This window comes from Pseudomonas machongensis, from assembly GCF_034961125.1.
GTDB classification, from domain to species: domain Bacteria; phylum Pseudomonadota; class Gammaproteobacteria; order Pseudomonadales; family Pseudomonadaceae; genus Aquipseudomonas; species Aquipseudomonas machongensis.
Window position 1 is genome coordinate 1 of sequence record NZ_JAYFUI010000192.1, and the last position, 22231, is coordinate 22231.

Consider the following 22231-nt stretch of genomic DNA (forward strand, 5'->3'; position numbering starts at 1 on the left):
GATAGACCTGCTGTACCAACTCCTTGAGCGCCGCATGTTTGTCCGGCCTCTGCTGGCATTTGACCTGGTAATAGAAGGTGCTGCGCGCCAACCCCACGATCTGCAGAAGATCAGGCAGCGGATACCTGTGTCTGAATTTGCAGACGATCAGGGCTTTTTCGTCCGTGTTCGCTCCTTCTCCTCCCGCAGAGCCTTTAACTCCTTTAAGACATCATTCTCCATGCGCAGATATTCGAGCTCGCTCAACAACTGCTCACGGGATTTCTCTGCGTCGTTGGTGTCGGTGGGCTTGATGGGCTTAATTTTCTTCGGCACGGCTGGTTTTCTTTGCTTGGCGACAGAGGCTGCGGGACTGCCACTGTAGTACTGCCGCAGCCAAATGCCTATCTGTGAGGACTGACCGAGACCAAAGTGCGCTGCGGTTTGGCGCAAGGACAAGTGGTGTTCAAGCATGTGTTTGAGCACTCGCTGCTTGAGCGCCTCGGTGTAGCGGCGACCATTCGAGCGCGGACTGAGGCTGGCACCGGCTTGGTAACCGGCAACCCAGCGCCGAAGCAGGCTGCAATCGATGCCAAAGTGATGTGCCACCTTGCGAAAGCCGTTACTGCCTTCCAGGTAGGCGGTGATAGCCGTGAGCTTGAACTGCTCTGTGTATTTGCCCATCGATCCCCCAAGGGTTGGATTTGTGTCCAACTTCTTGGGGGCAGTCCAAAAGCAGCGCGGGTCCCTGTGGGAGCGGGTTTACCCGCGAAAAAGACACCGCGCTGCCTGGCACGGGCTACGCCCGTGTTCGCGGGACAAGCCCGCTCCCACAGGGGATTGGGCTGACCTTTAGATTTTGAACAAGACAGTTGCTCCTACGCGAACCCGAACAACCCCCGCGCGGTGTCCACCAATAGCGCCCGACGCAGCGACGCCGAGCAGCCCAGGGCATCGAACTGCTCGACCGCCGCGGTAAAGCTCATCACCGATTCATGCTGGGTATGCGGCCAGTCGCTGCCCCACATCAACCGGTCCGCGCCATAGTGCGCCTCCAGGGCGCACAGGGCCTGGCGGGCGAAATCCAGGTTCTGCCCACGCGCGCCGCCCAATCGATAGATCCCCGATACCTTCACCCATACCTTGCCTTGCCCGCCGAGGGTCAGCAGCTCGGCAAATCCCGGCTGCCCCAACCCCAGGCGCGCATCCGGCCTGCCGAAGTGATCGATCACGATATCCACACCATAGGGCTGCAAGGCACGCACCAGTGCCGGTATATCGGCCACCTGTCGATGCAGCTCGACATGCCAGCCCAGATCGCCGATCAGCTCCAGCAGTGGCCGCCAACCGGCGTCGCGCAGATCAGGCAGGGCCTGCCCCATCAGATTCAGGCGCACGCCGCGTACACCGAGGCGCGCCATCTGCTCAAGGGTGTCGCGCGCAACGCCAGGCTCGAGCATCACCACGCCGCGCAATTGCCTGGGCGCGGTTTGCAACGCCGCCAGCAGGTAGCTGTTGTCGGTGCCGAGAAAGCTCGGCTGCACCAATACGCCATGGCTGAAACCGTGCCCGGCCAGCTGGGCCAGGTAGTCGCCCAGCGGCGCATCGTAGGTGGGTGCGTAACGGCGCTCCGCTGCCAGGTTCAGCCCACGGCTGAACACGTGGGCGTGGCTGTCGATCGCGGTGAACGGGGATACAGGGGTTTGCGGCATGATGCTCATTCGGGAAGATTGAAGGTTACTTGGCGACCGCACCCGCAACCTGCGGCGAGACCGGGGCCTCGAGGTTGCGACCGCGGGTTTCCGGCAGACACAGTGCGGCGATCACCGCCACGCCATAGGCGATGCCGGCATCGATGCCGATGGCGGCCCCCAACGACATGGATTCGCTCATGTGACCGACCAGGAACGGGAACACAGCCGACAGCACCCGGCCGAAGTTGTAGCAGAAGCCCACCCCGGCACCGCGCACATCGGCCGGGTACAGCTCGTTGAAGAACGCCCCCAGACTCGCGGGAATGCCGGCGGCGAAGAAGCCCAGCGGGAAGCCGAGGAACAACATCTGCGTATTGCTCAGCGGGAAGAACACATAGGCCTGCACCGTCAGCACGCAGCACAGGGCGAACAACAGGATGTTCTTGCGCCGGCCAATGCGATCGATGAGCAGGCCACTGACCACGCAACCACACCAGAAGGCGAAGATGATCACCGCCAGGTAGCCGCCGGAGTTGAGCACCGAGAGGTTGCGCTCGGTCTTGAGGAAGGTCGGCAGCCAGGTCATCACCGCGTGGTAACCACCATGGGCACCCAAACCCAGCAGCCCGCCCAGCAGGGTCACGCGCAGCAGTTCAGGACGGAAGATGCCGGCCATGGACTTGGTGAAGCTGACGGGAATGGCCTTTTCCTTCTGCAGGCGCTGGAAGCTGTCCGGCTCGGGTACGTTGCGCCGCACCCAGATGATCAGCAGCGACGGCAGCAGGCCGACGAAGAACATCACCCGCCAGGCGAACTCCTGCGGCACCAGCGAATAGATCAGCGCAAACAGCCCCACCGCCAGGCCCCAGCCCACGGCCCAGGCGCTCTGCACCGTACCCATGACCTTGCCGCGGTATTTCGGGTTGATGGTCTCGGCCATCAGCACCGCGCCTGCGGCCCACTCGCCACCAATGCCGAAGCCCTGCATGGCCTTGACGAACAGCAGCGGGTAGAAGCCGGTGACGAAGGCCGACAGGAAGGTGAAGAAGGAGAACCAGAGGATCATCCATTGCAGGGTACGCACCCGGCCGTAACGGTCGGACAACGTACCGCCAAGCCAGCCACCGATCGCCGAGGTGACCAGCGTCAGGCCACTGATCAGCCCAGCATCGCCCTTGGTCAGGGAAAACGCGGCGATCAGCGCCGGGATGGCCAGGCCGAACATCTGCACTTCAAGGGCGTCGAGCGACCAGCCACCAAAGCAGGCCCAGAACGTCTTGCGTTCGCGCGAGGTGATTTCGCGATACCAACTGAACATGATTTCTTATCCTTCTATGTCGTGTGTGCGAGGTCAGGGGGCAGCCGGACGCACGCCGGCCAGGCAGGCAGAGCCACGGCGCCGTGCTGGCACGGCGCCGGACGTCACAACGGGGCGTGAAACGCCCGGTCAGCGAATATCGATGCGGTAGCGGAAGTGCTCGGCATGGCCGCGCGAACGGCGCCATTCCAGCGGCTTGCCGGCGTAGTCACGGGCCAGACGCTCGATCACCACCACCGGGCTGCCCTGCGGCATCTGCAGCAGGCGCGCGTGAACGGCATCGACCGACTCGGCCGTGAGGGTCTCCTCGGCATAGGCCACCACCTGACCGCACAGCTCTTCGTAGATCGGGTAGAGCAGCGGGCCCTTGCGGTCCAGCTCGACCTCAAGCAGTGGCTGGAACGTCTGCCGTGGCAGCCAGATTTCCTCGGCCAACACCGGCTGGGCACCGAGCAGACGCAGGCGCACGATGTGAATGACTTCGGCTTCCGGCGCCAGGCCCAGGGCACTGGCAACCGCCGAGGGCGCCGGGACTGGCTCGATGGACAGGATGCGGCTCTCGGGCACGGCACGTTCGCCGTTGGCCGACTCGAAGCGGAAGAAGCGGAACAGCGAGGAATGGAACTGTGGCCGACGAATGAAGGTGCCGCGGCCTTGCTGGCGCTCCAGCACGCCCTCGGTCACAAGCACATCGACGGCCTTGCGTACGGTGCCGACCGACATGTCGAACTCGCTGGCCAGGGCCGCTTCGGTGGGAATGGCCTCACCGGGGCGCCAGCGGTTGTTGGCGATCTGCTCGACCATATGGTCGCGCAGCTGTTGGTAGCGGGGCAGACGCGCATCACCGGGCAGTGTGTTCATGGGGCCTGTCTCTCGTCTTGTTATATAAACATATATATGAATTTTTCCGAGAGTATTCCTGCTGCCCTGAACGCTGTCAATCCTCCGCCTATCGGCTTGAAAGCCACGGTGGCTTCTTCGCGGGTAAACCCGCTCCCACAGGTACGCAGCGTTCTCAAGCACTGCCAGGTAACCGGGGAGCGCGACCACCCACTAAAAGGTCAACACATTCAACGATTTGCGATACAGGGCGAGGTGAACAGCTCACCACGCCAAGCGCCTTTGAGTGTGCGGCTCGCCACCACCAGCCAGAGCAGCGCCAGCATCACCACCAGCACCTGCCCGAACACCGTGAAGAAACCCAGGCCCAGCCAGGCCGCCAGCTTCAAGGTGGCGAGGCTGTACACCCCCAGCGGGAAGGTGAAACCCCACCAGCCCAGATTGAACGGCATGCCCTGGCGCATGTAGCGCAGGGTGATCAGTACCGCGGTCAGCAGCCACCACAGGCCGGCTCCCCACAACACCATCCCGGCCACCAGCCCCAACCCGCGTGCCACTTCACCCAGGTTCCCCAGGCCATTGGCCGCGAACACCGCCGGTGCATCGCCGCCCAGCAGCAGCATGCCCAGCGCCCCGGTGCCGATCGGGCCCAGCGCCAGCCAGCTGGATGCGGCCATGTTGGCCGGCGGCAGCTTGTGCAGCGCCATGCGCAGCATCAGGATGGTCAGGATGCTGAACGCCACCGGCAGCGACACCGCCCACAGCACGTAGCTGGTCACCACCACCAGGAACTGCGCATGGACATCCGCCAGGTGCGGCGCCAGCAGGCCACCGCTGGCCGCCGCCACCTCGGCCGCTACCACCGGCAGCAACCACACTGCAGTCATCTGGTCGATGCTGTGCTCCTGGCGGGTGAACATCAGATAAGGGATTGCCACGCCACACAGCAATGCCAGCGCCACGTCAACCCACCAGAGCGCCTCGACCCAAGGCACCACGCCGTCGCCCCAGCGCTCGAGGCCAAACACCAGCGCGCCATTGAGGATGGTCGCCAGGCCCATGGGGATGGTGCCGAAGAACATCGAGACCGTGGAGTGGGCGAAGATCCGCCGTGCCTCGTCGAAGAACAGCAGCCAGCGCGCGCCGTACAGGACGCAGAACAAGATGAACAGGCCGACGGTCAGCCACCACAACCCCTCTGCCGCGCCGTGCAGAGCCGGAATCTCCAATTGTCGCAAGGCCAGGGCCAGAACGCCGGTGCCCATGGTCGCGGCAAACCAGTTCGGGGTGAACTGACGGATCACTTCCAGCGGGCGGGCCAACTGGTGGAAGGGCCGCAAGGACGCAGCGCGGGTCTGTGGGCAGGTCATGGCAAAGATTCCTCGTGTAAGGTGGAATCATCTTATGCCCGCAAAGAATATCCATATAACGGTTATTTTCTCTATCTGTTATCTATTCTGCAGATATAGCGCAAGCCAGAGCCGGTGGCTTATGCTTGCTGCCTGCGACAATTCCAACAACAAGGACGTGGCAATGCTCGCCGCACTGAAACGCTATCCCTCCGCTGTCCGCCTGCTGCTGCTCACCACCTTCGTGCTGACCCTGGCGCGCGCGATCACTCTGCCCTATCTGGTCGTCTATCTGTCGGACAGCTTCCAGATGTCGGTCAGCCATATCGGCCTGCTGATCGGCGGGGCACTGATCGTCGCCTCGTTGCTGAGCCTGTATGGCGGACATCTGGTCGACACGCTGCGCAACCATACGGTGATCATCGTCGCAACCCTGGTGTTCACGCTGTCGTTCGCCGTCGCCATGTTGAGCCCCTCGGTGGCGCTGTTCTTCCTGTGCCTGGTGCTGATCAACCTCGCCCTGGCGGTGGTCGACATCGCCAGCAAGGCCGGATTCTGCGCCCTGCTGCCGGTGGAGGAGCGCGCCGAGGTGTTCGCCATCAAGTACACCCTCAGCAACATCGGCTATGCCGTCGGCCCGCTGCTGGGGGTGGCGCTGATCGAGCTCGATGGCCATCTGCCGTTCCTGGTCTCGGCGCTGATCGGCCTGCTCATGTGCCTGGTCTACCAGCGTCTGGGCGATCGGCAGTTACGCCCCAGCGAGCCGCAACTGCCCGGCGCCGGCTTCATGCAAGTGGCTATCGGGCTGGCGCGTGACCGGCGCCTGGTGTGCTTCACCCTGGGCGGCGCCCTCAGTGCAGTGGTGTTCGGCCAGTTCACCGCCTACCTGTCGCAATACCTGGTGGTGACGGCCCACGCCAGCGAAGCGGCGCGGTTGGTCGGGGTGCTGGTGACGACCAACGCCGTGACGGTGATCGCCCTGCAATACCTGATCGGCAGACGCATCAGCCGTCAGTACCTGATGCCCTGGCTGATGGCCGGGATGGCGCTGTTCATCGCCGGGCTGCTGGGCTTCTCGCTGGCAGGCTCGGTGCTGGGCTGGTGCCTGGCAATGCTGGTGTTCACCCTCGGCGAGATCATCGTGATCCCGGCGGAGTACATGTTCATCGACCTGATCGCGCCGGAGCATCTGCGCGGCGTCTACTATGGCGCGCAGAACCTCTCCAACCTCGGCGCGGCACTGGGGCCGGTACTGGTCGGGTTTGCCCTGGGGTATGTGGTGCCAGTGGCGGTGTTCTACCTGCTGGTGCTGTCGGTGCTGCTGGCGGCATTGTTTTATTACCTGGGGACGCGAGGGGCGAAGATCTAGAGCGCCCCCTGCGACCACCTGCCACTGCGACCATCGTCTGCGCTGACGAACCCGCGCCCGCGTGCCAGACTGATTGATCGGGACCGCGTTTTCATTTTTGCTCCGGAGTTTGCATGTCGTTGTCCAGCGGGCTGATCGCCGTGGTCGCCCTGGCCTATATGGCCGTCATGTTCGCCATCGCCTTCTACGGCGACCGTCGCAGCACGCCGTTGCCGCCGCGCCTGCGCGCCTGGGTGTACAGCCTGTCGCTGGCGGTGTACTGCACCAGCTGGACCTTCTTCGGCGCCGTCGGCCAGGCGGCCGAGCAGCTCTGGGCGTTCCTGCCGATCTATCTGGGCCCGGTGCTGCTGCTGATCTTCGCACCCTGGGTGCTGCAGAAGATGGTGCTGATCAGCAAGCAGCAGAACATCACCTCGATCGCCGATTTCATTGCCGCCCGCTACGGCAAGTCGCAGACGCTCGCGGTGGTGGTTGCACTGATCTGTCTGGTCGGCGTGCTGCCTTACATCGCCCTGCAGCTCAAGGGCATCGTGCTCGGCGTCAACTTGCTGATCGGGGCCACTCCCGACGCTACCGGCACCCGGGTGCAGGACACGGCGCTGGTGGTGTCGCTGGTGCTGGCGCTGTTCGCCATCGTCTTCGGCACGCGCAGCCTGGATGTCACCGAGCACCATCGCGGCATGGTGCTGGCGATCGCCTTCGAGTCCCTGATCAAGCTGCTGGCGTTTCTTGCCGTGGGCGCCTTCGTGGTGTTCAACCTGTATGACGGCTTCGACGACCTGTTCAGCCAGGCGCGGCAGTCGATCCACCTGGAAAGCTACTGGCAGGAGACCATCAACTGGCCGTCGATGGTGGTGCAGACCGCCGTGGCGATGATGGCGATCATCTGCCTGCCGCGGCAGTTCCACGTCACCGTGGTCGAGAACATCGAGCCCCAGGACATGCGCCTGGCCCGCTGGGTGTTCCCGCTGTACCTGGTGCTGGCGGCGCTGTTCGTGGTGCCGATCGCCTTGGCCGGGCAGATGATGCTGCCAGGTACGGTGATCTCCGACTCCTTCGTCATCAGCCTGCCGCTGGCCGAAGCACACCCGAGCCTGGCCCTGCTCGCCTTCATCGGCGGCGCTTCGGCCGCTACCGGCATGGTGATCGTCGAGGCGGTGGCGCTGTCGACCATGGTCTCCAACGACATGCTGCTGCCCTGGTTGCTGCGGCGCAACAACGCCGAGCGCCCGTTCGAGGCGTTCCGTCACTGGATGCTCTCGGTGCGCCGGGTGACCATCGTGGTCATCCTGCTGCTGGCCTACGTCAGCTATCGCCTGCTCGGTTCCACCGCCAGCCTTGCGACCATCGGCCAGATCGCCTTCGCCGCCGTCACCCAACTGACGCCGGCGATGCTCGGTGCGCTGTACTGGAAACAGGCCAACCGCCGCGGCGTGTTCGCCGGCCTCGCTGCGGGCATCTTCCTGTGGTTCTACACCCTGGTGCTGCCGATTGCCGCCCATAGCCTGGGCTGGTCACTGCAGTTGTTCCCCGGCCTTGCCTGGTTGCACGGCAACCCGTTGGACCTGCCGATCACCCCGCTGACACAAGGGGTGGTGCTGTCGCTGGCGGGCAACTTCATGCTCTTTGCCTGGGTCTCGATTCTGTCGCGCACCCGGGTTTCCGAGCACTGGCAGGCCGGGCGCTTCATCGGCCAGCAAACCAGCGCCCGCCCCAGCAGCCGCCCTCTGCTGGCCGTGCAGATCGACGATCTGCTCAACCTTGCCGCGCGTTTCGTCGGCGAGGAACGCGCGCGGCAGAGCTTCATCCGCTTCGCCTACCGCCAGGGCAAGGGCTTCAACCCCAACCAGAACGCCGACGGCGACTGGATCGAACACACCGAGCGCCTGCTCGCTGGGGTGCTCGGCACCTCCTCCACCCGTGCGGTGGTCAAGGCCGCCATCGAAGGCCGCGACATGCAGCTCGAAGACGTGGTGCGCATCGCCGACGAAGCCAGCGAGGTGCTGCAGTTCAACCGCGCCCTGCTGCAAGGCGCCATCGAGAACATCAACCAGGGCATCAGTGTGGTCGACCAGAACCTGCACCTGGTGGCCTGGAACCGTCGATATCTCGAACTGTTCAATTACCCCGACGGGCTGATCAGTGTCGGCCGACCGATCGCCGACATCATCCGCTACAACGCCGAGCGCGGCCTGTGCGGCCCGGGCGAGGCGCAGGTGCACGTGGCGAGGCGCCTGCACTGGATGCGCCAGGGCCGGGCGCACACCTCGGAACGGTTGTTCCCCAACGGGCGGGTGATCGAACTGATCGGCAATCCCATGCCCGGCGGTGGCTTCGTCATGAGCTTTACCGACATCACCCCGTTCCGCGAAGCCGAACAGGCGCTCAAGGACGCCAACGAGGGCCTGGAGCAGCGCGTGGCCGAACGCACCCACGAGCTGTCGCAACTGAACCAGGCGTTGTCGGAAGCCAAGAGCCATGCCGAGGCGGTCAGCCAGTCCAAGACCCGCTTCCTCGCTGCCGTCAGCCACGACCTGATGCAACCGCTGAATGCCGCGCGGCTGTTCTCCGCCGCCCTGTCACAACAGGCCGAGGGCCTGAGTGAAGAGGCCCAGCAACTGGTGCAGCACATGGACAGCTCGCTGCGCTCGGCAGAGGAATTGATCAGCGACCTGCTGGACATCTCGCGCCTGGAGAACGGCAAGGTCACCCCCGACATCAAACCCTTCGCGCTCAACGAACTGTTCGACACCCTGGGCGCCGAGTTCAAGGTACTGGCGGCCGAGAAAGGCCTGGAATTCCGCCTGCGCGGCAGCCGGCTGCAAGTCGCCAGCGACATGAAACTGTTGCGCCGGGTGCTGCAGAACTTCCTCACCAACGCCCTGCGTTACGGCAAGAGCCCGATCCTGCTGGGCGCTCGACGCGAAGGCGAGCACCTTTGGCTGGAAGTCTGGGATCGCGGTCCGGGCATTGCCGACGACAAACTGCAGGTGATCTTCCAGGAGTTCAAACGCCTGGACAGCCATCAGACCCGCGCCGAAAAAGGCCTGGGCCTGGGCCTGGCAATCGCCGATGGCCTGTGCCGGGTGCTCGGGCATCGCCTGGAAGTGCGCTCATGGCCAGGCAAGGGCAGCGTGTTCCGGGTCAGCGTGCCGATCGCCAGGCATCCCGTGGCAGCGCCCGCAGCGCCCGTGGAACCGGGTGGACAACCGCTCGCCGGGCTGCAGGTGCTGTGCGTGGACAACGAAGACAGCATCCTGATCGGCATGAACAGCCTGCTCGGGCGTTGGGGCTGCCAGGTCTGGACCGCACGCAACCAGGCCGAGTGCGAGGCGCTGCTATTGAAGGGCATGCGCCCGCACCTGGCGCTGGTGGACTACCACCTGGACGACGGCGAAACCGGTACTGGCCTGATGGCCTGGCTACGCACGCGCCTGGGTGAACCCGTTCCAGGCGTGGTGATCAGTGCCGATGGGCGCAACGAAACCATCGCCCAGGTGCATGCTGCAGGGCTGGACTACCTGGCCAAGCCGGTCAAGCCCGCCGCCCTGCGTGCGTTGCTCAATCGGCATCTGAGCCTGGTTCAGTAAGCGTTGCATCGGCCAGCGCCTCATCCGACAGCGCACGCTCCAGCAGGTCGGCCGGCAAGCTCTTGCTGGCGCGCGCGCCCAGCAGCTTGAGCTGCTCGCTGCGGCTGATCAGGTTGCCGCGCCCTTCGCACAGTTTGTTGCGCGCTGCGGCGTAGGCCTTGTCGACCTGCTGCAGGCGCGCGCCGAGCTCGTCCAGGTCCTGGATGAACAGCACGAACTTGTCGTACAGCCAACCCGCACGCTCGGCGATCTCGCGGGCGTTCTGGCCCTGACGCTCCTGCTTCCACAGGCTGTCGATGACCCTCAGGGTCGCGAGCAAAGTGGTGGGGCTGACAATGACGATCTGTCGGTCGAAGGCTTCCTGGAACAGGCCCGGCTCCGCTTGCAGCGCTGCCGAGAAGGCCGCTTCGATGGGTACGAACAGCAATACGAAATCCAGGCTGTGCAAGCCATCCAGCCGGCTGTAATCCTTGCTGGAGAGGCCTTTGACGTGACTGCGCAAGGACTGCACGTGCTGTTTGAGCGCCGCCTCGTCATTGCCGGAGACGAACTGTTGGTAGGCGGTGAGGCTGACCTTGGCATCGACCACCACCTGCTTGTCCCCCGGCAGCATGATCAGCACATCGGGCTGGAAACGCTCGCCATCGGCGCTCTTCAGGCTGACCTGGGTCTGGTACTCGCGGCCTTTCTCAAGGCCCGCATGCTCCAGTACCCGCTCGAGAATCAACTCGCCCCAGTTGCCCTGGGTCTTCTGGCCCTTGAGCGCCTGGGTGAGAGTGGTGGCCTCATCAGACAGACGCAGGTTGAGTTGCTGCAGGCGCTCAAGCTCCTTGCCCAGCGAGAAGCGCTCGCGGGCCTCCTGCTGATAGCTCTCTTCCACACGCTTTTCGAAGGCCTGGATGCGCTCCTTGAGCGGATCGAGCAATTGTCCCAGGTGCTGCTGACTGGTCTGGGCGAAGCGCTGCTCGCGCTCGTCGAAAATCTTGGTGGCCATCTCGGCGAACTGGGCACGTAGCGTATCGCGGGCTTCCTGCAAGTCGTCCAGGCGCTGGGCGTGGCTTTCCTGCTGCTCGCGCAGTTCGGCGTCCAGCCGCGCAGCCTGAGCCTCCAGGCGACGCAGTTCGGCTTCGCGGGTGGCGCGCTCCAGGTTCCAGGCATGGGCGGCATCGCGCGCGTTGTCGCGCTCGATCTGCAACAGTTCCAGCTCGCGATTCTGCGCGGCAAGCGTCGCCTGTTTGTGGCTGTTGGCTTCGCTGAGGTCGCTGATCTCGTCGCGGCAAGCTTCGAGCTGCGCCTGCAGGCCAGCCTGGGCCAACTGCGCGGCACTCAGGCGTTCCTGCATCAGGCCGGTTTCGGTTTGGCGGGCGGCGAGCCGACGCTGGACCTGCAACACCCACCCCAGGCACGGCACCGCGGCAGCCACGATGCCCAATAGAATACTGGCCAGGTCCACTGCCATGCTTGCTCCGGTCAACGCTTAGATTGTGCGCAGCTTACAGGTTTTTTGCCGGTGCTATTGCACCGAAGGCAGCAGGCCAAGCAGCCGCCGCGCCTCCTGCGAACCCTGTCCCGCCGCCAGCTCCAGCCAGTACCGCGCTTGCTCGGGATCCTGCGCCTGGCACAACCGGCCATATTCGAGCTGAGCCCGACTGTCACCGGCGCGGGCGGCCTGGCGCAGCAGCTCATGGCCGATACGCCGATCCCGCGCAGTGCCGCAGTCACGGCAGAGCATCTGCCCCAGGCGACTCTGCGCTACCACCACGCCCTGCCGGGCGGGTTGCTTGAGCATGCGCCCAGCGAGGTGCTTGACGCTGGGCTTCTCAGCCAGGCGCGGGTTGTCGAGCAGCCACAGGGCCACTTTCAGGGAAAAGCGCTTGGGAGAAACCAACGGCGCAATGGCGGGGGAACCGGCGGGGGATTTACCACGAAACTTCATGACAACAGCGATGGTGATTCGAGAGGCGCGCCACTCTACTCGATTTTTTCGACAAAGGCCCGGTGCAACGCTGGGGCGTCGGAAAAAAATATTTCATGGTTCTTTTCTTGACGTTTTCCCCTCAGAGAAAGGCGGTAAGTATTTTCCATGGCTAGGTGTCGGACGCTTCCGAAAACAGCTGGCACGCCCGTCCTAGAGCAAGCCCTAGGGACAATCCACAGAACCTGTGGATAACTCGGTGGACAACCCCCCCTTGGCGCCCGCAAACCCCTGTGGAATGGGGCTTACAGTCAAACTGACGATTTTTTCACCAGCCTAAATAAGTGTTTTTTTTCATTGACTTAAGGGCTCAGTCAAGTCATTGGCGGCGCCCGGCGAAGACGTTGCAGAACAGTTACAAGTCATGCTCCAAGTGTGCACAAGTGCGCCAACAAAGTGCGCGGGCTTGCACCACGGCGGGAAAACAGCGCCGTTTCGCCGCAATTCACTTCTTCACAGATGACCTGCAAACAGAGATAATGATCGGCTTCGCTGAAGAAAAATCAAAAAACGCTTGCCATGCCGCAAACCTTCCAGTAGTGTGGCCGCCGTTAGTACCAAGCTGAACGTCAATTCTGGCCGCAACGTCCTTGCGAATGGCCACCCTCCCCGGGTAGCACCGCTGAAACCAGGACCGGCCCACTCGATGATTCCCTCGACGGCAACAGCCGCTCCAGCACGAATCACCTAATGACAAATTGATCGGGATCTTCACCCAGTGGCCTCGAACCTGGTCCGTGGGATGCTGCCCGCCTTCCGAGTACCTACCAGTCAGCCCGGCGCCTTACTTGTGCTTGCGCTACCTCTGGCTGCTCTGTTCCGGTCAGGTTTTTCGCCTCCCTTAATAAAGGCGTCACCGGAACGTTTCTATTGTGCACGGATCGAAACCCGTGTCTTGAGCAGGAAATCTAAAAAAATGACTAATCACCATCAGATCCAGCGCGCCTACGGCACGCTTTCTCAGGCCTTCGCCCCACTGAAGTGCCTCATCGTTGCCCCTCGCAAGGGCAGCTTCAGCTTCACCCTGGTCGACGAACACGGCGTGGCCTGCCACACCGAGCGCCTGTATCCAGAGCAATACACCCACGCAGAGCCGCTGCAGGCGGTGATCGATCGCACCCGCCAGTCGTTGGTCGCATGAATGAATGGGTGAGGATTCACCCCATGAATGACCGCCCCTGATTGCTGCCCGAAACGCTCTTTGCTTAATTGCCACAAGGCATATGGCAGAGGCGCTGCGGCAGCAATCGATTTAAAAACAGCCCTTTACACCATGATTATCACACTACACTTCAACTCGAGCGGTGCGAGCCGCTTCCGGCGGGCCTGATCATCCATTAGCTGCCAAGCTCCAGCGCCCGTCGGCCCCTGACAGTTCGAGGGCATCATGGGTATCGCTGCGAACGAGTTGAGTCAATATGTGATCCGCCCCACGCTGATCTACCTGGATCGCCATAGCGCGAGCGCCGAAGCCTTGCTGCTGGGCGTCGCAGCTAGCCAGTCCAGCCTTGGAGCAGCCCTGCATGACCGTCGCGGTCACGGCTTGTACAGGATCGGCGAGACGCGCCATCAAACCCTCTGGGACGATTACCTGGCCCGCGATCCCGAGCTGGCAAGCCTGGTCCGCGGGCTTGCCAGTCAGCATGCCTTCCTTGGTGGCCCGCACCTGGAGCTGACGGTCAACCTGCGCTATGCCACCGCCATCGCATGGATGCTCATCGAAGAGCAAGCCACTCCCCTACCCGCCCCCGACGATCTTCTAGGGCTCGCACGAATCTGGCGACAGACATTCCACCCCCAGGGACGCCTGCGCGACTTCACACAGGCCTGGCATTGCTGGGTAAATCCGATAATGTCCCAGGCATCTTAAGAACCGTCCTACAAGCAAACCGGAAAAAAGGGAATTTTGGTCGGATTGTCCTACAAAACCGCTCTATCTCCGCCGATACAGGCTATGGCGTAGTGCGTGATTTGTTGGTAGCTTTTCGCCCCGGAGATCCCAAGGAGTTCTAATAATGAAAACAGTCATGCTCAAAACCTCTCTCGGCGTCGCTATCGCGCTCGCTTCCAGCCAACTGTTCGCCAGCGGCTTCGCCCTCAACGAACAGAGCGTCAGTGGCATGGGGACAGGTTTTGCGGGTCGTTCTTCCTCTGCCGACGATGCCAGCACCATTTACGGAAACCCTGCCGGCATGTCGCGCCTCAAGCGCGAACAGATCACCGTAGGCGGCGCAGCCGTCATCGCCAAGACCGACATTTCCGGCCGCGGCAGCAACCTGGGCGGGAAAATGGACGGTGACATGGTGCCGTTCGTAGGCGTGCCCATGGGCTACTACGTCAAGCCAATCGACGATCACTGGAGCCTGGGCTTCGGCGTCTACGTGCCCTTCGGCCTGGTCACCGACTACGGCAGCAACCACGCGGCACGCTACTGGGGCAAGAAGAGCCACGTCGAAGTGGTCACCTTCCAGCCGACCGTCAGCTACGCCTTCAACGACAAGGTGTCGATCGGTTTCGGCCCGACCATCAACCGCATCAAGGGCGAGCTGGGTTCGAGCACCATCAACCCGCGCTCCCCTGGCCGCAACGATGGCGAAGTGAAGATCAAGGGTGATGACACCGCCGTTGGCTACAACATCGGTATCCTGGTCCAGGCCACCGACCGCACCCGCCTCGGCCTGACCTACCATTCGATGGTCGACTACAAGCTCGAAGGCAAGACCAAGATCAACAACGCGTTGATCGGCCCGTTCAGCGGCAGCAAATTCGACGCCGACCTGAAGATCAAGACGCCCGAGTCGGTGGACTTCTCGGTCACCCACGAACTCGACGACCAGTGGACCCTGTACGCAGGCAGCACCTGGACCCGTTGGAGCCGCCTGAAGGACATCACCGTCACCAACGACGTCCCTGCCCCGCTGGCCGGCCAGTTCGGCACCATCAGCGAAGAGCAGAACTGGCACGACACCTGGGCTCACGCCATCGGTGCCTCGTACAAGGTGAACAAAGAGTGGACCCTGCGCACCGGCTTCACCGTCGACCAGTCGCCGACCAATAACCACGACCGCTCTCCGCGCATCCCTACTGGCGATCGCAAGATCTTCAGCCTGGGTGCCGGCTATAGCCCGACCGACGATGTGACCATCGACGTGGCCTACTCCTACCTGTGGGAAGAGGACACCAAGGTGAACCTGGCCAGCGCCACCAAAGGCACCTACCAGGCCAAGTACGAGAACAGCGCTCACGGCATCGGAGCGTCGCTCACCTACCGCTTCTGAGTGGGTTCAGGCTGCATGAAAAACCGCCTTCGTGGCGGTTTTTCATGCCTGCACGCGCCAATGCTCGCCAAGGCTCGCCTGCAGGTACTCCATGAATACCCGCACTTTGGTGGTCATGGCAAAGCGATCGGCCACGCACAGGAACACATCCATCGGTTCGGTCTGCGCATAGGCCTCGCCAGGTTGGGCAGAGTCGAACAACGGCACCAACTGACCGCTGTCCAGGTGCGGACGCACAAGGAACTCGGCCAGGCGCGTCACCCCACCATCGTTGAGCGCCATTTCCGCCAAGGCCTCGATGTCGTCGCTGATCAATACATTGTCGAACTCCGCCTCGAAGCGCATGCCATCACGCACGAAGCCCCAGCGCAGCAGGCGACCATCGACCGGATAACGCAATACCAGGCAGCGATGATCACGCAGCGCCTCGGGCGTGGTAGGGCGGCCAGCCCTGGCCAGATATCCCGGCGAGGCGCAACAGATGAACGGAATCCGGGCGATATGTCGCGCCAGCAGATGATCTTCCAGCTGCGGCGTAATACGCAGACTGACATCGACATCTTCGCGGGCATGACTGACCCGGCGATCACTCGCAACCATTTCTATCGAAAGCAGCGGATAACGTGCACTGAAGGCAGGAATCAGGGGCGCCAGGATGCGGCGCCCGAATGCCGATGAGGCGGCAATGCACAAGCGCCCCTGTGGCTCGGTATCGGGAGTGGTGACCTCCTGTTCGGCCAGGATCAGGTCACGTTCTACATGCTTGACCCGGCTGTAATACTGGCTGCCAGCAGGCGTGAGCGCCATGCTGCGCGTGCTGCGCGACAGCAGGCGGACCTGCAGGTGCGCCTCCAGGCGCGCCAGGTTCTGGCTGACCGCTGCCGCACTCAGGCCCAGTGTGCGCGCCGCACCGGCAATGCTGCCGGCCTCGACGACCTTGATGAAACTGCGGATGGCATTGAGCAGATCCATGGCAGGGCTCTTGGGATTCGTAAGAATCTCTTTATAAAGAACTCAACCCGGCTGGTCTACAGCGCACAACTGACCATTGTTAACCTGGGCTTCTCATGTCCAACCGAGAGGCGCCCTCATGACCCCTTTGCCCCAGCCACGCCGTCGCAAGCTCCGCGCCAGTGCCACACCCTATGTCTTCGCGTTCTACATGTCGGCGATCATGGCGATGCTGATGTGCTTCGTGATCACCGCTGCCACGACCGGCATCGACCAGGACTACTTGCGCAAAGTGCTCCAGGCCTACCAACTGGCGATGCCGGTGGCGTTCGTCTGCGTGCTCATGGTGCGGCCCGTGGTGATGCGCCTGATGGCCATCACCGTGCATCCGCACTGATCGCCCGCACGAGACAGCACCGCATCAGGGCTGCGAAGCTATGGCCTTCTCGATAGCCGCCCGGAACGCCGGATCATCCGGCTTGGTCAGGCTGGAAAAATTGCCGATCACCTTGCCTCGCCGGTCCACCACGTACTTGTAGAAATTCCACTTGGGTGCACTGCTCTGCTTTGTCAGCTCGACGAACAGCGGGATCGCATCCTTGCCACGCACCGGCTGAGTCTTGGTCATGGTGAAGGTGACCCCGTAGTTGGCGTAGCAGACCTTGGCGGTCTTCTCGCTGTCGGCATCTTCCTGCTTGAAGTCGTTGGAGGGCACGCCGAGCATTTCCAGCCCCTGCTCGTGATACTCCTTGTAGGCAGCCTCCAGCCCCTCGAACTGCGGCGCGAAGCCGCAGTAGCTGGCGGTATTGATCACCACCAGCGGCTTGCCAGCGTAGCGCTGGCACAGATCTACCTGGCCCTTGCCGCGTAGCTCCGGCAGGCTGCCTTGCAGCAGCGCCGGACAACCGGCGGCCCAACTGGAGGAAGTGGCCGCCAAAGCGAGCAAGGGTACTGCGAGCCAACGCGTAAGCATGTTCCCAATCTCCTACAAGACAATTCCTTGCAGGGTAGCGCTTAACAAACGCCCATGCCCAGCTGCATCAATGCCAATCCGCCCTGATGCCATCCCCACCAGGCGAGCGCCAGCACCAGCAGCGCACCCGCCACCAGCAGCCCGCGCAGCAAGGAGCGGTTCATGCCGCCTTGGCCTGCAGGCGCGCAACCGGGCGTTCGCGCACCGGCCAATTGAGGGCCGCCGCCAGCAGGCTGAGCAGAATGGAGATCTGCCAGACCAGGTCATAGCTGCCCGTGTGGTCATAGACCACCCCGCCCAGCCAGCCACCGAGGAAGGCGCCAAGCTGGTGGAACAGGAACACGATGCCCCCCAGCATCGACAGGTTACGCACCCCGAACAGGGTCGCCACCGTGCCGTTGGTCAGCGGCACCGTCGACAACCACAACAGGCCCATGGCGATGCCGAACAGGTAGGCGCTGAATTCGGTCACCGGTGCCCACAGGAACAGCACGATCACCACCGCCCGCAGCAGATACAGGCTGGTCAGCAGACGCGGCTTGGACATGCGCCCGCCCAGCCAGCCGGCGGTGTAGGTGCCGACAATGTTGAACAACCCGACCAGTGCCAGCACCGTGGTACCGATGGTCGCCGGCAAGTGCTCGTCGACCAGATAGGCCGGCAGGTGCACACCGATGAACACCACCTGGAAGCCACAGACGAAAAAGCCCAGGGCCAGCAACCAGAAACCGGAGTGCGAGCACGCCTCGCGCAGTGCCTGGCCCAGCGTCTGCTCGCCGCCTTGACTGGGTAGCGGCCGATCACGCAGCAGCCCGACGAAAGGCACGATCAGCGCCACCATCAAACCCAACACCAGCAACGCTGCCGACCAGCCCAGCCACTGGATCAGCCCAAGCGTACCCGGCAGCATGGCGAACTGGCCGAACGATCCCGCCGCGCTGGCAATACCCATGGCCATGCTGCGTTTCTCCGGCGGCACCGCACGGCCAACCACACCGAGGATTACCGAGAACGAGGTACCGGAAAGCCCGATGCCGATCAGCAAGCCAGCACTCAGCGACAACGACCAGATCGAATCGGCCATGCCCATCAGTACCAGGCCGGCAGCGTAGAGAATGCCGCCAATGATCACCACCCGCGCCGCGCCCAGGCGATCGGCCAGCGCGCCGGCGAACGGCTGGGCCAATCCCCAGATCAGGTTCTGCAGGGCAATGGCGAAGGCGAAGACTTCGCGCCCCCAGCCAAAATCCGCGCTCATGGGGGCCAGGAACAGGCCAAAGCCATGTCGCACACCCAGCGACAGCGCCAGGATCAGCGCCGCCCCGAGCAGCACCCAGCCACTGGTTCGCCAAACAGAAGTCATTGTTGTTGTCTCCTAGCCATCGCAAGGTTTGTGCGGGTATATACCCGCTTTATAGGGCACATTTCAGGCCAAACGCTCCAGCAAGCGAACCAGTTCATCGCGCTGACTCTCGCCCAGATGCTCGACCAACTGTAGCTGAGCCTGCTCCCAGGCAGGATGTGCGGCAGCCAGGCACGCCTTGCCTGCTTCGGTCAGGCACACCAGGCGATTGCGCTGGTCGCTGCCCTCGCCGAGCGTCACCAGCCCGTCAGCTTCCAGCACACGCAGGTTGCGGCCCAGGGTACTGCGATCCAGGCCCATGGCCTCAGCCAGGCTGGTAATACTCGGCTGGTCGAGCCGCTGCAGATGACGCAACAAGGAAAACTGCGCGACATTGATCCCGAAATCCGCCAAGGCTTCGTCGTAATGTCGGCTCACCCCACGGGCGGCACGACGTAGATGGGTGCAGATGCATTCACTGGTCAACATAAATGCGTGTATATACCCGCACCTTGGATGTTGCAAGAAGTTTCTGCGCCTGCTCAGGGCTTGCGTGAGGGCTGGCAGGTGCTCGTCGAAAGTCTTTCAGCGTCTATGAGATCGAGCGCCGCGCGGGCGGCGCTCGATCTCACAGGCGCTGAAAACCTTTCGGCAAGCACATGCCAGCCTCTACGCAAACACCTTGAAAGGCACGTGTATCAATACGAAAGCGCCAGCCCCACCACCACCGTCAACTCGAGCAGCTCCAGCAAAGCGCCTGCGGTATCACCTGTGGTACCACCCAATCGTCGGCACATCTGCCGCCGCAGCCCAGCGAATACCGCCAGTGCCAGCAACATTACCCACAACGCCACCCAACCGCCCAGCACCAGGCAAACCCCGGCAGTACCCAGCAGTACCCAGCCCGCCGCACGCCTGGGCAGGTGTTCGGCCAGTGCCGAGCCCAGCCCCCCGGCACGCACATAAGGCGTACAGAGGAACAAACCGAGCATCGCAGCCCGCCCGACCACTGGTGCCAGAACCAGCCAGGCACCCGCGCCACGCTCGACCAGCACCCACAGGGCACAGAACTTCAGCAGCAGCACCAGCACCAGGGTGACCACGGCAATCGGGCCACTGCGCGGGTCTTTCATGATCTGCAAAGTGCGCTCGCGATCGCCGAAGCCACCCAACCAGGCGTCCGCGCTATCAGCCAGACCATCCAGGTGCAGGGCGCCGCTGAGCAGCACCCACAAGGCCAGCAGCAATGCAGCCTGCAACGGTGCCGCAACGCCCTGCAGCAGCGCGCTGGCAGCCCACAACAGCAGGCCGAACAGCAACCCGACTGCCGGGTAGAACAGCAGCGAACGGCCCATCTGCCGTGGCTCCGGCATGCCCGGCAGGCTTACCGGCAGGCTGCTGAGAAACTGCAGGGCAATCCAGAACGGCAGCATCAAACCACCTCGCGCAACTGGCCGTCGGCGTGCAGTGCCAGACGCACCAACGCAGCGTGCCGCACCTCGACCTGCAGCAACTGCTCGCGCGGCAATCCACGGGCGCGGGCCAGCAACAGGCGCATGACACCGCCGTGGGTCACCAGCAGCACGCGCTTGCCGGAGTGTTGCCGGGCCAGGGTTTCGACCGTTGTCAGCACACGCTCGGCGAAGTCGGCCACCGGCTCGCCTGCAGGCGGCGTGAAGGCGTAGGGGGCGGCCCAGAAACGCCCCAACGCGTCCGCTTCGGTCTGCATGATCTGCGCCGCGCTGCGTCCTTCCCACTCGCCAAAGTGCAGCTCGCGCACACCCGCTTCCAGTTGCACCGGCAGTTGGAGACTTGCGCCCAGTTCGTCGGCGAAACGTGCGCAACGCTGCAACGGCGAACTGACCAGCACATCCCAAGGCCCACCCACCGCGACAGCCGCGCGCATCTGCGCCCAGCCCTGCGCGGTCAGGGCGTCGTCCAGGCTGCCGCGCAAGCCGCCGCCCAGTTCGGTCTCACCATGACGCAGCAGATCGAGGATCATGCCGGACGATCCGCCACCGCCGCTTCGGCGAAGGTCGCCATCTGCCCGTGCAGGGCGCAGGCCAGGCGCATCAGCGGCACCGCCAGCGCGGCACCGCTGCCCTCGCCCAGGCGCAACCCGAGGGCCAGCAACGGTTCGGCCTGCAGCGCGTCGAGCAAGGCACGATGTCCAGGCTCGGCGCCCTGGTGGGCGAACAGCAGCCACTGACGGCACTGCGGATTGAGGCGTACGGCAACCAAGGCCGCCACGCTGCAGATGAAGCCGTCGACCAGCACCGCGACCCCACTCTGCGCGCAGGCCAGGTATGCACCCGCCAGCGCGGCGATCTCGAAACCACCGACGCAGGCCAATGCCCGCAGCGGGTCAGCGTTCTGCAGGCCATGCAGTGCCAGGGCTCGCTCGATCACCTCGGCCTTGTGCCGCACGCCGGCACTGTCGAGCCCAGTACCCGGGCCGCTCAGGGCATCGGCCGGGCACCCCAGCAATGCGCTGGCCAGGGCTGCCGCTGCCGTGGTGTTGCCAATCCCCATCTCGCCACCGATAAACAGCTGTGCGCCCTGGCCTGCGGCGCGCAAGGCACTGTCGCGCCCGGCCCCGAGCGCGGCGCGCAGTTGCGCGTCGGTCATCGCCGGCTGGCGGGCGAAGTTGGCAGTGCCGGCGCCCAGGCGCAGGTGATGCACGCCCGGCAGTTGCAATTCCGGGTCGATGGTCCCCAGGTCGACCACGTCCAGCGTCGCCTCCAATTGACGCGCCAACACACTGATCGCCGCCCCACCGCCGACGAAATTGCGCAACATCTGGCCAGTCACAGCCTGGGGATAGGCGGAGATACCCTCCTCCACCACGCCATGGTCACCGGCAAACAAGCCGATCGCCACGCGCTCGAGGGTCGGACGCTCGCGACCTTGCAGGCCGGCCAGGGTAATCGCCAGCGCTTCCAGTTGGCCCAGCGATCCGGCGGGCTTGGTCAGTTGCTGCTGACGGGTGTGCGCCTGCTCCATGGCATCGTTGTCGAGGGGTTGGCAGGCATCGAGCCACCAGGAGGTGTTCATAGAGCAGGTCCTTTGAGCATGAGAGGAAGGCCGGCAACCGTGAGCACCACGCGCTCACAGCGTTCGGCCACGGCCTGGTGCAGCCAGCCGGCCAGGTCGACGTAACGGCGGGTCAGCTCGCCCATGGGCACCACGCCCAGGCCGGTTTCGTTGCTGACCAGGATCAGCGTGCCGGGCAGGCTGGCCAGGCAGTCGAGCAGCGCGTCACGCTCCTCGACCAGGCGCTGCGGGTCATCGAGCATCAGCAGATTGGTCAGCCACAGGGTCAGGCAATCCACCAGCAGGCAACGCCCTGCGTCTGCTTCGGCGCGCAGCACGCGGGCCAGGGCCAGAGGCTCTTCGATCAGCCCCCAGTCAGAAGGCCGGCGCTCGCGGTGCAGGCGCACGCGTTCATTCATCTCGCCGTCCAGCGGCTCGCTGGTGGCGATATAGGTGACCGGCAAACCACTGGCCACGGCCAGTTGCTCGGCCAGGCGGCTCTTGCCCGAGCGGGCACCACCGAGGATCAGGTTGCGCATC

At 63.8% G+C, this 22231-nt stretch carries 22 protein-coding genes; 6 read left to right on the top strand and 16 right to left on the bottom strand.

Going from position 1 to position 22231, the window contains the following annotated elements; genetic code table 11:
- Window positions 1-147: 147 nt before the first annotated feature.
- The 5 genes from VA602_RS24555 to VA602_RS24575 form a co-directional block, all read right to left on the bottom strand.
- Window positions 148-663 (bottom strand): transposase, encoded by a 516-nt coding sequence (locus VA602_RS24555; protein ID WP_323454587.1) that lies wholly within the window; start codon window positions 661-663, stop codon window positions 148-150.
- A gap of 194 nt (window positions 664-857) precedes the next feature.
- Window positions 858-1700 (bottom strand): amidohydrolase family protein, encoded by an 843-nt coding sequence (locus VA602_RS24560; protein WP_407682535.1) that lies wholly within the window; start codon window positions 1698-1700, stop codon window positions 858-860.
- A 16-nt stretch (window positions 1701-1716) separates the two neighbouring features.
- The gene (locus VA602_RS24565) at window positions 1717-2991 is read right to left on the bottom strand and encodes an MFS transporter (RefSeq protein WP_065862196.1); all 1275 of its coding nucleotides are present in this window, start codon (window positions 2989-2991) and stop codon (window positions 1717-1719) included.
- Window positions 2992-3120: 129 nt separating this feature from the next.
- The gene (locus VA602_RS24570; protein WP_323454589.1) at window positions 3121-3852 is read right to left on the bottom strand and encodes a GntR family transcriptional regulator; all 732 of its coding nucleotides are present in this window, start codon (window positions 3850-3852) and stop codon (window positions 3121-3123) included.
- A 209-nt stretch (window positions 3853-4061) separates the two neighbouring features.
- Window positions 4062-5201: a TDT family transporter gene (locus tag VA602_RS24575; protein WP_323454590.1), complete on the bottom strand. Its 1140-nt coding sequence runs from the start codon at window positions 5199-5201 to the stop codon at window positions 4062-4064.
- 163 nt (window positions 5202-5364) lie between these two features.
- On the opposite strand from VA602_RS24575, the gene VA602_RS24580 reads away from it, so the two are divergent.
- Together VA602_RS24580 and VA602_RS24585 are read left to right on the top strand one after the other, a co-directional pair.
- Entirely contained in the window at window positions 5365-6549 is a 1185-nt protein-coding gene (locus tag VA602_RS24580; RefSeq protein ID WP_323454591.1) for an MFS transporter, read from the top strand.
- 113 nt (window positions 6550-6662) lie between these two features.
- Window positions 6663-10139: a hybrid sensor histidine kinase/response regulator gene (locus tag VA602_RS24585; protein WP_323454592.1), complete on the top strand. Its 3477-nt coding sequence runs from the start codon at window positions 6663-6665 to the stop codon at window positions 10137-10139.
- Here the strand turns inward: VA602_RS24585 and rmuC are convergent.
- Window positions 10111-11484 (bottom strand): DNA recombination protein RmuC, encoded by a 1374-nt coding sequence (rmuC, locus tag VA602_RS24590; RefSeq protein ID WP_323454631.1) that lies wholly within the window; start codon window positions 11482-11484, stop codon window positions 10111-10113. The genes VA602_RS24585 and rmuC overlap by 29 nt on opposite strands.
- A 168-nt stretch (window positions 11485-11652) precedes the next feature.
- Window positions 11653-12075 (bottom strand): tetratricopeptide repeat protein, encoded by a 423-nt coding sequence (locus VA602_RS24595; RefSeq protein WP_323454593.1) that lies wholly within the window; start codon window positions 12073-12075, stop codon window positions 11653-11655.
- Between the two features lie 955 nt (window positions 12076-13030).
- Between VA602_RS24595 and VA602_RS24600 the strand changes: the two genes are divergently transcribed.
- The 3 genes from VA602_RS24600 (at window position 13031) to VA602_RS24610 (ending at window position 15392) form a co-directional block, all read left to right on the top strand.
- On the top strand, window positions 13031-13255 hold the full coding sequence (locus VA602_RS24600) for a hypothetical protein (protein WP_323454594.1): 225 nt from the start codon (window positions 13031-13033) through the stop codon (window positions 13253-13255).
- A gap of 246 nt (window positions 13256-13501) precedes the next feature.
- On the top strand, window positions 13502-13984 hold the full coding sequence (locus tag VA602_RS24605; RefSeq protein ID WP_153772806.1) for a hypothetical protein: 483 nt from the start codon (window positions 13502-13504) through the stop codon (window positions 13982-13984).
- A gap of 145 nt (window positions 13985-14129) precedes the next feature.
- The gene (locus VA602_RS24610) at window positions 14130-15392 is read left to right on the top strand and encodes an OmpP1/FadL family transporter (protein ID WP_063545839.1); all 1263 of its coding nucleotides are present in this window, start codon (window positions 14130-14132) and stop codon (window positions 15390-15392) included.
- A gap of 42 nt (window positions 15393-15434) precedes the next feature.
- On the opposite strand, the gene VA602_RS24615 is transcribed toward VA602_RS24610, so the two are convergent.
- Window positions 15435-16364, bottom strand: a complete 930-nt coding sequence (locus tag VA602_RS24615; protein ID WP_054890936.1) for a LysR family transcriptional regulator — start codon at window positions 16362-16364, stop codon at window positions 15435-15437.
- A 118-nt stretch (window positions 16365-16482) separates the two neighbouring features.
- Between VA602_RS24615 and VA602_RS24620 the strand changes: the two genes are divergently transcribed.
- Window positions 16483-16740, top strand: a complete 258-nt coding sequence (locus VA602_RS24620; protein WP_323454595.1) for a DUF2798 domain-containing protein — start codon at window positions 16483-16485, stop codon at window positions 16738-16740.
- Window positions 16741-16764: 24 nt separating this feature from the next.
- Here VA602_RS24620 and VA602_RS24625 read toward each other — a convergent pair whose 3' ends face one another.
- The 8 genes from VA602_RS24625 to cobU all read right to left on the bottom strand — a co-directional run bounded on the left by VA602_RS24625 (window position 16765) and on the right by cobU (window position 22230).
- Window positions 16765-17316, bottom strand: a complete 552-nt coding sequence (locus VA602_RS24625) for a glutathione peroxidase (protein WP_323454596.1) — start codon at window positions 17314-17316, stop codon at window positions 16765-16767.
- Window positions 17317-17357: 41 nt separating this feature from the next.
- On the bottom strand, window positions 17358-17480 hold the full coding sequence (locus VA602_RS24630; RefSeq protein WP_256093865.1) for a hypothetical protein: 123 nt from the start codon (window positions 17478-17480) through the stop codon (window positions 17358-17360).
- On the bottom strand, window positions 17477-18679 hold the full coding sequence (locus VA602_RS24635; RefSeq protein WP_323454597.1) for an MFS transporter: 1203 nt from the start codon (window positions 18677-18679) through the stop codon (window positions 17477-17479). Before VA602_RS24635 ends, VA602_RS24630 begins: the two co-directional genes overlap by 4 nt.
- Window positions 18680-18742: 63 nt before the next feature.
- The gene (locus VA602_RS24640; protein WP_151926335.1) at window positions 18743-19147 is read right to left on the bottom strand and encodes a MarR family winged helix-turn-helix transcriptional regulator; all 405 of its coding nucleotides are present in this window, start codon (window positions 19145-19147) and stop codon (window positions 18743-18745) included.
- 209 nt (window positions 19148-19356) lie between these two features.
- Window positions 19357-20091 carry an adenosylcobinamide-GDP ribazoletransferase gene (locus tag VA602_RS24645; RefSeq protein WP_323454598.1) on the bottom strand — a complete coding sequence of 245 codons (735 nt, stop codon included), beginning with the start codon at window positions 20089-20091 and terminating at the stop codon, window positions 19357-19359.
- Complete coding sequence (locus tag VA602_RS24650; RefSeq protein WP_323454599.1) at window positions 20091-20660, bottom strand: histidine phosphatase family protein; 570 nt, start codon at window positions 20658-20660, stop codon at window positions 20091-20093. The genes VA602_RS24645 and VA602_RS24650 overlap by 1 nt, the downstream gene beginning before the upstream one ends.
- Window positions 20657-21712 (bottom strand): nicotinate-nucleotide--dimethylbenzimidazole phosphoribosyltransferase, encoded by a 1056-nt coding sequence (cobT, locus tag VA602_RS24655; protein ID WP_323454600.1) that lies wholly within the window; start codon window positions 21710-21712, stop codon window positions 20657-20659. The genes VA602_RS24650 and cobT overlap by 4 nt, the downstream gene beginning before the upstream one ends.
- Entirely contained in the window at window positions 21709-22230 is a 522-nt protein-coding gene (gene cobU, locus VA602_RS24660) for a bifunctional adenosylcobinamide kinase/adenosylcobinamide-phosphate guanylyltransferase (protein ID WP_323454601.1), read from the bottom strand. Before cobU ends, cobT begins: the two co-directional genes overlap by 4 nt.
- Window position 22231 lies beyond the last annotated feature (1 nt).